The organism is Paenibacillus sp. FSL W8-0426, from assembly GCF_037969725.1.
Classification (GTDB): domain Bacteria; phylum Bacillota; class Bacilli; order Paenibacillales; family Paenibacillaceae; genus Paenibacillus; species Paenibacillus hubeiensis.
Window position 1 is genome coordinate 5,161,953 of the sequence record NZ_CP150203.1, and the last position, 13,269, is coordinate 5,175,221.

Sequence of the window (13,269 nt, forward strand, 5' to 3'; positions counted from 1 at the left end):
ACTGTATATTTAACTACAAACTTTTATGCGATTTATGCAAAGAGGGATTCGTATACTTTAACACCACAAAGGAGTGCTTCGAAAAAGTGTCTACGATTACTACTGCTTCAAACCAGTCCACTGCCGCCCAGTATGTTCAATCCGTATATGAATCGGTCATTGCCCGTAACCCGAATGAACCGGAATTCCACCAGGCCGTCAAGGAGATTCTGGACTCCCTTATTCCTGTCATTGAAGCTCATCCAAAATATATGAACCAGGCGCTGCTCGAGCAGCTCGTTGAGCCGGAACGCGTCATCACTTTCCGCGTACCTTGGGTCGATGACCAAGGCAAGGTACAGGTTAACCGCGGTTTCCGCGTGCAATTCAACAGCGCTATCGGACCTTACAAAGGCGGCCTTCGCTTCCATCCGTCGGTATATGCCGGCATCGTGAAGTTCCTCGGCTTTGAGCAAATTTTCAAAAATGCACTGACCGGCCTGCCGATCGGCGGCGGTAAAGGCGGCTCCGACTTCGATCCAAAAGGAAAATCGGATCAGGAAGTCATGCGCTTCACCCAAAGCTTCATGACCGAGCTGTACAAATACATCGGCTCCGATGCCGACGTTCCTGCAGGCGATATCGGCGTAGGCGCGAGAGAAATCGGATACATGTTCGGACAATACAAACGTATCCGCAGCGCTCATGAAGCCGGCGTTCTGACAGGCAAAGGCCTGTTGTACGGCGGAAGCCTTGCTCGCAAAGAAGCAACGGGATACGGATGCGTATACTTCGTCAACGAAATGCTGCAATCCAAAGGCCTTAGCTTCAAAGACAGCACCGTGGTCGTTTCCGGTTCCGGTAACGTATCGATCTATGCGATCGAAAAAGCGCAAGAGCTGGGCGCCAAAGTTGTGGCATGCAGCGACTCGGGCGGTTACATCTATGATCCGGAAGGCATTAACCTCGATACGGTTAAACAGCTCAAAGAAGTGGATCGCCTGCGGATCAGCGAATACGTCAAAGCTCATCCACATGCAACGTATACGCCAGGATGCGAAGGCATCTGGTCCATTGCTTGCGACATCGCACTGCCTTGCGCAACGCAAAACGAGATTGATGAGCAAGCGGCAGAACAGCTCGTCAAAGGTGGCGTAAAAGCGATCGGCGAGGGCGCAAACATGCCTTCCACGCTGGCAGCCATCGACGTATTCCTGAAAGAAGGCGTTCTGTTCGGACCTGCAAAAGCAGCCAACGCAGGCGGCGTTGCCGTATCCGCGCTGGAAATGTCGCAGAACAGCATGCGTCTCTCCTGGTCCTTTGAAGAAGTGGATGCAAAGCTGCATGACATCATGCGCAACATCTATGCAAGCTGCGTAGACGCTGCGGATCGTTACGGCTGTCCAGGCAATCTTGTAGCCGGTGCCAACATCGCTGGCTTCCTCAAAGTCGCTGACGCCATGATCGCTCAAGGTATCGTGTAATCCGGACCTGACAACGGGGTGTACCGGGTTCATTTACAGCATAAGCCGTCTTTGCGGCCTGGGTCCATTAAGTGGCGGCCCTTAACCGACCGGCTCTGGTAACTCCCTCTGATCATACAAGAGGAGTATCCCTTATTGTCATGAAAATGGCATGGGATACTCCTTTTTGTGTGCTTAACCGCACGTGCGATGACTCGAGTGACACGGAGGAAGAACAATCTGCCGAAGACATCCACTGCACCGAATACTTCTCGTTCTTTCGCAACCCTCTGGCACATGTATGTAATGCCCCGTGCATACTTATAAAGTCTGTAACGAACCTGAGAGAGCCTTATTGCCCCCTATCTACGCTTGACCAAATTCTAACGAATCTCACGCACGTTATTTCAATGATTTCGGGGCATCATTCCTCTTTTCACGTTCCTAAGGGTTTCTAATGTTCGTTAGCATTCCTAAGCCTCCAAAATCACCCTAATAAGGTGTTTAAGATTCGTTAGCGCTCGAGCGGGTGAAGCTCAGGATTATCGTTGGCACTGCGGCATGAACATCGAGCACCTGCAACATTGAGCTCTGGTATGAGCATCCGGCGTCATCATTATTCGTATAGAACACCGAAGTGAGATTTGAGCACCAATATGAGCATCAAGCAACCGGCATTGGCAGCAGCAGCATTTCTCACCATCGCATAACAAAAGAGCGAATCATCCGGCAATTCTCGTCCGGTATCATTCGCTCTGATTTCATTCGCTCAATTGATCGCTGGATACTCTATTATAATGTAGAAACTCAATGACTTGGCTAGTAGCACCTCAGTGCCTTCTCAACCCAAAGTTACTTCACGGTCATCAATGCATCGCCAGGTTTAATGTCGCCCTGAGACTGAGCCTGAATATCGGTGAACATTGCCGTATTGGAGACGATGACGGAAGTGGTGGTATCCAATCCGGCTGCGGCGATGGCATCCAGGTCGAATTCGACCAGTTTGTCGCCCTGGCGCACCGTGTCGCCGTCTTTCACGAACGAGGTGAAATGTTGGCCTTTCAGGCTGACGGTGTTAATGCCCACGTGAATCAGAATCTCCACGCCGTCTTCGGACAGAATGCCGATGGCATGTTTTGTTTTGAACATGGTCACGATGACGCCGTCGAACGGAGCGTATGCGACGCCTTTGGCAGGCACAACTGCAGCACCTTGTCCCATGGCTCCGCTGGAGAAGGCCTCGTCCCCGACTTCGGTCAAAGGAATAAGCTTACCCTCGAGCGGGCTGTATACGATTTTAACTTCGTTGGTACCTGTCGTCGTTTGTACTGCAGAAGCCGTATGGCTTGACGCAGCGGAAGCGGATTCCGATTTGCTGCTGGAACCCTCAGCCGATGCATTCGATGCAGACGCCGCTGCTGGAGCATTTTTGTAACCAAAGATATAAGTCAGAATGAAAGCGGCCACAAATGCTACGACCAGTGACAGCAGGAAGCCGACAAAGCCGCTATCCATGCCTTTTGGATTGATAAACAACGGAATACCGAACACTCCGCCGCCCGCAAATCCATAAGCCGTCGACCCCAGGACACCCGCAACGGCTCCCGCGATTGCACTGGCGATGGAAGCCATGATGAAAGGTTTTTTGGTCGGGAGGGTAACCCCATAGATCGCCGGTTCCGTAACCCCCATCAGTCCGGCAATCGTGGAAGACATCGCGATCGGTTTCAGGCGTTTGTCACGGGTTTTGATCGCAACCGCAAATGCCGCGCCTGTTTGTGCAAATGTCGTACAGAACAGCATGCCGTTAATCGGATCAAATCCATTGGTCACGATGTTGTTGAGTAGAATCGGAATGAATGCCCAGTGCAAGCCAAAAATGATGACCGTTTGCCAGATCCCCGCAAGAACCAGACCTGCAACAACCGGGCTCACTTCGTAAACCCACATGGCCCCTTTGGCCAAGAAATCACTAATCAAGGTAGCTACAGGTCCTACGGCCAGGAATACCACCGGCGTAACAATCGCCAGCGTGGCCAGCGGGACAAAGAACATTTTAATGGAAGAGGGCGAAATTTTCGTTACCCATTTCTCGAAAACAGCTGCAATGTATGCGGCGATAATAATCGGAATGACGGATGACGTATAGTTGATCAGAACAACCGGGATCGTCAGGAACGTCATGGCCGTTCCGTCCGTAAACGCAGCGGTCATCGTTGGATAAACGAGAGTCGCACCGATCGTTGCCGAAATGAACGGATTACCTCCGAATTTTTTACCTGCAGAGAAGCCGAGCAAAATCGGGAAGAAGTAGAACAACGCGTCCGCCGTCGCAAACAGGATTTTGTACGTGCTCATCTCTTCGGTCAACCAACCGAGCGTAACGAACAGAGCAAGCAATCCTTTTAAAATACCTGCTGCGGACAACACCCCTACGACAGGCATAAATACGCCGGAGATGACGTCCACGAAGCGGCTGAATAACCCCTTTTTCTCACCCGCTGCTTCCGAATCGGCATTTGCCGCCATCGAATTGGTGCCGCCCATTTGCTGTACGAGTGCTTCATACACTTTCGGCACTTCATTGCCGATGACTACCTGGAACTGACCGCCGCTCTCCACCACCGTAAGTACGCCGTCGATGTTTTTGATCTCTTCCTTGTTCGGGCTTTTCATATCTTTCAGGTTAAACCGGAGCCGGGTCACGCAGTGAACGACGTTATTGATGTTATCATTGCCTCCGACGGCGTCCAGAATTTCCTTGGCCGTTTTGCCATGATTCATGGTAAATCCTCCTTTTGCGCAGGTGCCTTCATATAATGTGTTAATTCATATCAATTCAACCAAATAACGGGTGTGTATTTTACGTTGTTACCTGATTTTTACTCCCATTTTTTGATTCGCTTTCATGGAAAACGATGCAGCCATCGCGGCGCTGATGCCTCCGGCCAGCTTGCCAACGATCATGGCGGTGACCATCTCTTTGTTCATCCCCGCCACAAATCCAAGGTGTCCCCCCAGAACGAATGAGCCGCTGACCGCAAAAGCGATGCTGACGACTTTGCCGCGCGAGTTCATGTCCTTGACCAGGCGGAACGTCGGGATGTTATGCGCAAGCGCGGCGACAAGCCCGGCCGTCGTTGAAGCATCCAGATTAAACCATTTGCCTGCCCGCTCCAATGGAGCTTTACAGGTCCGGTTGATGACCTCCACCATCGGGAATGCGCCTGCGAGCACGATTGCGATCGTGCCTACGGTCATAATGCCTTCGGAAAAAGGCGCCATGTCGGGAACCAGCTCCCAACCGGTCAGCGTTTTGACGGCGATCGCCACCAGCCCGATCAGGGACAACAAGGTGATACCGCTTCCAAATATCTTAAACAACCTTACCGTCTGATTGGTGAAAAAGCGCAGACCCAGCATAATGAATATGGACAACATCACCGGAATCATCAGGTTTTTCAAAATGATCATGATGTCGATGCCGGCCGTCAATCCGCCGGCCAAACAGCCGATGGGAATGGTGCTGATGCCAATCAGAATGCCTTTGGCAAAGTACGGATGGTCCTTTTTCTCCACAATGCCCAGCGCAACCGGAATCGTAAATACCAGTGTCGGGCCAAACATCGTACCCAGCAGCACCCACGAAAACAGGGCCGCCTGCTCACTCTGGGCCATCTGTCCTGCCAGCGCATAACCGCCCATATCGACGGCCAAAATCGTATTGGCAAAGGAGGCAGGGTCGGCACCGATGGCTTCATACAGGGGAGAAATCAACGGAACCAGCAGGCTGGCCAGGAAGGGAGCCAATGAAACGATCCCTACCATAACCAGTGCCAACGTGCCCATCGCCATGATGCCTTCCGTGAACGCGTTTCCGAGTCCCCATCGGTTCCCGAACGCTTTGTCCGCAGCTCCCAGTACCAGAAAAAAGGCAATGACAATCATGACTAAATCATTGATGGACATGCTTAAGCCTCTTCATACAGCTTCACCTGATGGGTGGCTGCACTGTCATACGTATCGAACACCAGCTGCAGGGTCCGGAGATTATCCACCCCGCTGGTCTGGAATTCCTCGCCCGTGTTCAGGCAATCAATGAAATGGGACTGCAGCTTGCGATGGCTGTCCTCATAGTTCAATTCCGTATGCTCGGCGACCACCGTTTCCACGCCGGCATTGTCGATCAAGGTCAAGCGACCGGTATGGTACAATTTGATCGTTGCTTTGTCGCCTTCGATGATCAGCTGTTCTTTATGATCCGGCAGGACCCGATCCGGCAGAGGTTCGCTCAGTTCGCGGCGCGTCGCCCAGCTCATATCCATCAAGCCGACATAATCGGAATAGCCAAGCATCACCATGCCGCTGTCCTCGCCGACCGTGTGGCTGCTGACCTTTCTCGTTTCGGCATACAAGCGCTCCGGCTCGCCGAACAGGAACCGCCAAGTATCGAACCAATGCACGCCCATCTCGTAGAACAGCAGACGAGGCATATCCCTGAAGAATGGCTGAGGCAGTTCGTTCTCGGGTGCAAATCGCGGCGAGTAATAATCGGTATGAATATACCGGATCGTATTCAACTGCCCTGCCGCTCCATCCACCAGCAATTGTTTGATCAGCTGGAATGGTTGCAGCCAGCGCCAGTTCTCGGTAACCATCAGGCGTACGCCAGCTTCCTCGGCAATGCGTACCATCTCCTGCGCTTCCTCGATTGAACGGGCAAACGGCTTCTGGCACATGATATGTTTGCCTGCCGCCGCTGCCAGCTTCACCAGCTCCAGATGTGTTTCCGGCGGCGTAATAATATCAAGCACGTCGATGTCGGCCTGCTCCAGCATCGCTTCCACATCCGTATAACGGATGTTTGCGGAGAGATCGAAACGATCCGCCTTGTCATTCAAGGTCGCTTCATTTCTGTCGCAAATCCCCGCAATTTCGGCATCGGCAATGAACTGCCAAGCCTTAATGTGTTTTTCCGACCAGTATCCCGTACCTACGATACCGATTTTCCACATACGTTCCACCTCTTTTACAAAATCAATCCCTGTCAGGGCTTAAGTCCTTCGATTCGGACTTCTCATCTTACTTCCGTGTACCCACAATGACGACGTCATGCTCGAAAGCATGCATCGGCAATACGCCGTATCCGTTCTCGCGCACGGCATCCGTTTGGGCGAAACGACGGTTCACCAAATCGATTGTCGTGAAGTCGTACTCTTCCACCGGGAAGTCGAGCTTTACTTTCGTGTTCACCGGCACGTACAGCACCACGGTATTTTCGTTGCCAGCAGCGCGAATTTCGCGCGTCTTGTTCTGCACGATGTCCAGCGGTTGCAAGCCTACCAGGCCATAGTTTTCGAACAGGTACTTAATGAAGGAATAATCCCATGCTCCCTCAAAACGCAGAGCCGATCTCCAATCGTAAGGGCTGTCGAAACCTTCTCCCTCCACGATGCCGAACGATTTTCCTTTTTTGTGCCAGCTCCAGATGCCATGCGCTCCGTACGTCACTCCGGCTCCTCCGCCAGCCAGCAAGCTTTGCCATGCAGCTTTGCGTGCATCCGCGGCAGAATAACGTCCGTACACGTTGCGGCTGTAACTGATTTGCTCGTAGCACGGCTCGCCGTTAATGACAGGACGAACAGGCGTTTTATTATAGAAATGCTCTGCAATTTCGTGAGCCATGTATTGGAACTCCGAGTTATGACCCGATTGGTACATATAAAAGTCAAGTCCCTCATGCTCCGTGAACACTTCGGGAATCTCCCGCAGCCTTCCCTGAATGTGGAGCGTCGTCACGCTTGCCGGGCTAATGCGTTTCACGATTTCCAATGCGGCCAGATAATACGCGTTCGCCTCATCGGAAGGAAAATCCGTGTCGCCGCTCACCAGATAGATCGGGTCATACTTCGAGAAACGCTGCACGACATGGGTGACATACGGTTCAACCGCTGCGATCGGCATCTTGGCATTTTTCTGCAACGGCGTAGCCCATGTATCCGGCACATAGTTGCACCACAACAGGACAAGCGCAGGCGTGAATCCTCTCTCCGCGGCCATGCGCACCATTTGTTCGGCACGGTCGAAATACGCCTCGTTCAGTGCCGCATAGTCGTAAGATCCATCTTCTTGTAAATGAAAGGGTTCCCAATTGAGATCCGATCCGCTGGCGTCCCATTGACGAAGCACGTTCATCTGCAGCACGTTGAATCCCTGCATTTTGCGATAATCCAGGTATTCCTCCCACTCTTCCAGCGTAGCGTTCGTAAACGCGCTCCAGACCGTATCCGCCAGGTAAAACATCGGTTTGCCATGCTTCTCCAGCGTTCTTCCGTTTGCAGCAACCGTTATCGTCATTTCTTCTGCTCCTTTCGATTGAAGATCAGCTAAATGAATATGGATCAGAACTAAACAAACAAAAAAACATTAGATTAATAAACTAAACTATTAATTGTAATTTAACTTAAATTAATATAATTTCAGTTCCGAATGCAAAATGAATACGTTTTACAATTGCATATTAGCACTCAATTTATAAACAGTCAATGTTTTTTTCAGTTTTGTTTTTATATATTTTAGTTAAGTTTAGTTTAGTTGAAGGACTGAAAGTTTAGATGAAATCGTGGTATACTGAACATATGCATTTCATGGTAGGAGGTTGTACGTTGAAAATCGATGATATCGCGAGGCTTGCTGGCGTTTCCAAAGCAGCTGTGTCTCTTGCCTTTAACAATAAACCGGGTGTAAGCGAACAGACCCGCGAACATATACTGGACATTGCCCAGGCCCATGGCTACAAACCAAGAACGATCAAGACTGGCAGGGAGTCCCATAAATCGCATGCCAATGCTATTATTCGTTTCGTTGCCTGCAAAAATACAGATATCGTCACCGAGCATTACGATACGCTTCCGTTTTTTAACGAATTGATCCACCACATTACGGATCAGGTCAAACAGCATGGCAGCACGCTCGTCATCTCTTCGATTGACGTAAACGACCTGGAACAGGAGCTGCCTAATCTGGAAAAGGATCAGCCTACCGCCGGCCTGTTGGTGCTGGGAACCAACTTGACACCGCCCATGATTGAACGGATTCAAGACATCCACCGAAATGTCGTCATTCTGGATACGTGTTTCGATCATTTGGATGCCAACTTTGTCTCCATCAACAACTCGCTTGGGGGATACCAGGCGGGCAAACATCTGATTGGATTGGGCCATCGCCGCATCGGTTATGTGAAATCCCGAGCTCGCATTTCCAATTTCACGAAACGGGAGGAAGGCTTCATGGCCGCGCTTGCCGAGCAGCAATTGAAGGTCGACGACGCGTTGACTTTCGAATTCGAACCGATGATGGTCATGCCGCAGGACCGGTTCCAGCAGTCCATCCGGGAGCTGAAGGAGCTGCCGAGCGCGATTTTCTGCGAAAACGACTACATGGCGATCAGCGTCGTCAAATCGCTGCAAAACGTGGGGCTTCGCGTCCCTGAGGACATTTCGGTCATGGGCTTCGACAACATCTTCGAGGCCAAAGTGATCAGCCCCGAACTGACGACCGTGCATGTCAAGAAAGACGCTTTGGCGCAAACCGCCGTAAGGCTGATGATGGACCCTCTGAATCAGACGGCCAATGTCGCGAGCAGAGCCCATATTTGCGTGAATACCGAAGTGGTCGAGCGCCGCTCGTGTGCCCGAGTAAGCCGTTAACTTAGCCACACCATTGATATTGATACGAACTAAAGGAAGTGTTCCCATTGTTGAATATCCGTTCCGCTACGAGCGGCAATCCGCATTTGGCGTCCGATTGCGAGCAATGTTTCGGCTTGTGCTGCGTGGCGCTGCCCTATGGCAAATCCTCCGATTTCGCCTTTGACAAACCGGGCGGCACGCCCTGCACCAATCTGGGACAGGATTATCGCTGCGGCATCCATGACCGGCTTCGGCAGAAAGGCTTCAAAGGATGTACGGTCTATGATTGCTTTGGCGCCGGGCAGAAGTTATCCCAAGAGACATACGCAGGCAAGGACTGGAGACAACATCCGGAACTGGCTGCGGAGATGTTCGACTGCCTGCCGGTCCTGAAACAGATTCACGAGATGCTCAGTTACGTGCGGGAAATGCTTCAGCTTCAGGACACCCGATCTATTCATGCCGAGCTGCAGCACGCTTATGAAGAAACAGAGAAGCTGGCCAACCTGGAGCCTGCCGCAATGCTGCGGCTGGACCTGCCTGCCCATCGCTCTGTCGTGAACGACCTGCTGCTGCAAGCCAGCGAAATGGTCCGTGCCAAAGCCTATTCCGATGCAGGCGCAGGTGGTCATCGCTCGGGCTCCGGGAAAACCAAACGCAAAAAGCTCTCCGGTTGGGATTTCCTCGGTGCCAAGCTGAAGGGCGCCGACCTTCGCGGGACCAGCTTCCGCGGTGCAATTATGATCGCGGCGGATCTGCGAAATGCCGACATGCGAAGAACAGACCTGATCGGCGCGGATTTGCGCGATGCCGACCTGAGTCATGCCGATTTGCGGGAGAGCATTTTCCTTACCCAATCCCAGATCAATTCGGCCAAAGGCAGCCGGGAAACCAAGCTGCCGACACATCTGAAACACCCTGAACACTGGCTGAAGAGCAGCTAGGAGTCGGCTGTAGGCCGATCCTGATGTATCTTGCCGCTGGCGAAAAGATGGGACATCGGACCACGGAGATAGCCTCTTGGTGCGGCTCGTCAGATGTGCCTCACACGAGTCCGGAGGACGCGTACTGACGCTGCACAACATACGATAGACACTCGCAAGTGGCAACATCTCCGTGGATGTTGGCACCCGTACGGGTCATGTTCACGTCATGGAAATTTTAACGAACCTGAGGCACCTTATTTAACCCTTTTTCGACCTCAAAAAAATCTAACGAACCCTAGACACGCTAATTCGCCGATATCTTGCCCATAATAACCCAAACATCCTAATTAAGATGTCTCAGGTTCGTAAGACGATCGACCATCGCCCAAACAACCTAATAAGGTGCGTGAAGTTCGTCAGAGCGGGAACGTACCTCGCGTGCGAGTTATATTCGAGTGCGCCGAGGAACCTTTGAGCACGATCCGAGGAAATTGAGCGACTACGCTAAATCCCTATAACACAAAAGGAGCAAACCTCACCCGGATATGCTTGTCCGGCAAGGTTCGCTCCTTTTTGATAGAGAGAAGTGCTTTTAGCAACTCATCCCTATACTTGTATGAATATTGACGATTACAGCAAGTCGCGACGAAGCTCGTCCGCAGATTTCGGGGACAGGTGGCCCAGCGGAATGTCAAATACCGTTTTGGCTCCCTTGTGTCCTTCGCCGCTCAAACGATGTGCCGCTCTCGCATATGCAACCAGTACGCTGGCCGTGAATTCGGGATTGCTGTCCAGCTTCAGGCCAAACTCGATGATTTGCTTCGAGCCTGCTCCTGTAACTCCGCTGCGAATAACGAAACCGCCGTGCGGCATGCCTGCATGCTCGGATTTCAATTCTTCTTCGGAAATGAACGTTACCGTTGTATCGTAATCGGCAAAATAGTTCGGCATCGAAACGATCGTTTCACGAATCTCGTCGTGGTTCGCGCCTTCTTCGGCTACGACGAAACATTGTCTCAAATGTTTCTCGCGCGTAGCAAGCTCAGGCGTTTCGCCTGCGCGAATGCGATCGATGACTTCTTCTACCGGAACGGTGTATTGCACGCCGGCTTTGACGCCAGGTACGCGTCGGATCGCATCGGAGTGTCCTTGGCTTACGCCTTTGCCCCAGAACGTATACTCTTTGCCTTCAGGCAAAATGGATTGTGCCAACAGGCGGTTCATGGAGAACAAGCCCGGGTCCCAACCCGTAGAAATCACGCTGACATGTCCGCCTTGCTCTGCTGCCGCGTTTACAGCGTCATAGAACTCAGGGATTTTGGCATGCGTATCAAAGCTGTCCACCGTATTGAACAGACGCGCAATGACAGGTGTTTGCTCCGGAAGATCGGTAGCGGAACCGCCGCACAGAATCATGACATCGATTTTTCCGATGTATTGCTCGGCTGCGGAGATATGTTCGAAGTGAACAGCCGGACCCTCGGCAACCATTTGTTCCGGGTTACGGCGTGTAAATACTGCGATAAGCTCCATGTCCGGGTTTTGCGCGATGGCTTTCTCGACGCCTTTACCCAGGTTTCCATAACCTACAATCCCTACTCTTACCATTTGCGATCCTCTCCCTGTCTTCATCTATAGTTGCTTTGCTATGTAAATGGAACAAGTCCGATTACCGTTCAGTCCAAGGTTCGATTTACATACTATAAATATATAACATACCATGTGACTTGTCAGGTTTCCAGTTTAAATCGCCATTTTACAGAAAAAAATTTTCCGCGTTACCGGAGGAAAGGGTTAAGGCGGCATCGAGCATTCTTTTTCGCTGACAGGTGATATTTTGTTGGCCCAAGGTCGATCTGGCAAATAAAGGACCCTCATTCGTTATCAATGAAAAAGCCCTGAAACCCAAAACAGCCTCGATGCTGCCATGGACGCAGGACATGTTTCAACGTCAATCTTGTTCACCGCTTGTTCTTGCTGGTCATTAATGAGATACACTCCTTGCTCGATTCATCACGGCAGCTTGCGCGCAGCTCCAGCTTCCCTTTAAATGCCGCTGTCGCCGCGTATATTCAGCATTCGCAAAATTTCGTTTACAACCACATCCGGATGGCTGTTGTGCAAGCCATGATCTGCATTCGGGACAAAGACTTGCTTGCCCTTTCCGGACCAACCGGCAAAATCGGCTTGATCCTTTCTCCAGGCCATACTCTGATCGTCCGCATCTTCGGGATCTGCCGTCAGAATCGTCAGCGGAAACGAAAACTCCGTTCGCTCGGCCAGCACGCGCCTTGCATTGTTCTGGGCATTCCACATTTCTTCCATCATGTTTTCGTTATAAGCAAGCTTCAAGGTGGAGATGGTCGCCGCCTTTCGCATCGGTTCCGTTACCGAACCGGGATCGATGACCCACTGGCTCGTCATCTCGTCGGAATGAAGCAATGCACGGACCACGCCCGTTTTGATCAACGCGCGGGCCGAATCGAAATACCACTCGGGCATCTCCATCTCCTCGGTGCAATAATAATTCGGACTGCCTCCGTCGATCATGACGATGCCGGCGACTTCATCCGGATACATCTCCGCATACCGAATCACCTCCAGCGACCCTAGGGAGTGCCCCACCATGATAAACGGCGGACGATGTCCTGCCGACTTCAGCAATTGGTGAATCTCCCGGGTCATCGTATCGATGTCGCGCGGCGCATCCGTATAATCGCTGTAGCCATACCCGAACCGGTCATATACCGCAAGCTTTGCATACGGTCTTAACCCTTCGTATAGCGGACTGAAATCAGCATAAGGATTCGGCGTTCCCCAGCCCGAAGCAAAAACAATCGTTGTTTTACCCGTTCCTGTCGTGTACAAATGCATATTGCGTCCGTCGACTTCGTACAGCTTTCCCGGCGGAATGTAATCCCTCAGATCTTGTCTCGACTGATGAGCTTCATAGATCATGCCGATCACGAGCAGAACGCCCATGGTCAAAATGAATCCGCCAAATAACTGCAAACCCCTTCCCAGCCATTTGCCCATGCTTTCCCTTCCCTTTACCCCATATTCGATGGTTTCTCTGTTGTCTCATCTTACCTAAAACAGGTCCGCTTCCGAAACATTCCAGGGTCCAGTTCGTTCCCCAACCAAAGTCCAGTTTCGATCTCATACCTTCACCCAGCATACAAGCTCGACAAGTCATATGGTTCCAAGTCA

Annotated in this window: 9 protein-coding genes; 3 read left to right on the forward strand and 6 right to left on the reverse strand. The window is 51.5% G+C overall.

The features are described 5' to 3' along the window. Nucleotides 1–86 precede the first annotated feature (86 nt). Nucleotides 87–1,463, forward strand: coding sequence for an NADP-specific glutamate dehydrogenase (gene gdhA / locus MKY59_RS23390; RefSeq protein ID WP_236415727.1), 1,377 nt, complete (start codon nucleotides 87–89; stop codon nucleotides 1,461–1,463). Between the two features lie 831 nt (nucleotides 1,464–2,294). Here gdhA and MKY59_RS23395 read toward each other — a convergent pair. From MKY59_RS23395 to MKY59_RS23410, 4 genes are all read right to left on the reverse strand, one after another. After that, nucleotides 2,295–4,226, reverse strand: coding sequence for a beta-glucoside-specific PTS transporter subunit IIABC (locus tag MKY59_RS23395; protein WP_339274003.1), 1,932 nt, complete (start codon nucleotides 4,224–4,226; stop codon nucleotides 2,295–2,297). A gap of 87 nt (nucleotides 4,227–4,313) precedes the next feature. Beyond that, nucleotides 4,314–5,411: an ethanolamine utilization protein EutH gene (gene eutH / locus MKY59_RS23400; RefSeq protein ID WP_339274004.1), complete on the reverse strand. Its 1,098-nt coding sequence runs from the start codon at nucleotides 5,409–5,411 to the stop codon at nucleotides 4,314–4,316. 2 nt (nucleotides 5,412–5,413) lie between these two features. Then, nucleotides 5,414–6,457 (reverse strand): Gfo/Idh/MocA family oxidoreductase, encoded by a 1,044-nt coding sequence (locus tag MKY59_RS23405; protein WP_339274005.1) that lies wholly within the window; start codon nucleotides 6,455–6,457, stop codon nucleotides 5,414–5,416. Between the two features lie 67 nt (nucleotides 6,458–6,524). Beyond that, nucleotides 6,525–7,799, reverse strand: coding sequence for a DUF4038 domain-containing protein (locus MKY59_RS23410; protein WP_339274006.1), 1,275 nt, complete (start codon nucleotides 7,797–7,799; stop codon nucleotides 6,525–6,527). Nucleotides 7,800–8,107: 308 nt separating this feature from the next. On the opposite strand from MKY59_RS23410, the gene MKY59_RS23415 reads away from it, so the two are divergent. Continuing rightward, entirely contained in the window at nucleotides 8,108–9,151 is a 1,044-nt protein-coding gene (locus tag MKY59_RS23415; RefSeq protein WP_236415717.1) for a LacI family DNA-binding transcriptional regulator, read from the forward strand. Nucleotides 9,152–9,198: 47 nt separating this feature from the next. Then, nucleotides 9,199–10,077: a pentapeptide repeat-containing protein gene (locus tag MKY59_RS23420; protein ID WP_339274007.1), complete on the forward strand. Its 879-nt coding sequence runs from the start codon at nucleotides 9,199–9,201 to the stop codon at nucleotides 10,075–10,077. A 612-nt stretch (nucleotides 10,078–10,689) separates the two neighbouring features. On the opposite strand, the gene MKY59_RS23425 is transcribed toward MKY59_RS23420, so the two are convergent. Further along, the gene (locus MKY59_RS23425; protein ID WP_236415715.1) at nucleotides 10,690–11,667 is read right to left on the reverse strand and encodes a diaminopimelate dehydrogenase; all 978 of its coding nucleotides are present in this window, start codon (nucleotides 11,665–11,667) and stop codon (nucleotides 10,690–10,692) included. A 438-nt stretch (nucleotides 11,668–12,105) separates the two neighbouring features. Continuing rightward, nucleotides 12,106–13,095, reverse strand: coding sequence for an alpha/beta hydrolase (locus MKY59_RS23430; RefSeq protein WP_339274008.1), 990 nt, complete (start codon nucleotides 13,093–13,095; stop codon nucleotides 12,106–12,108). Nucleotides 13,096–13,269 lie beyond the last annotated feature (174 nt).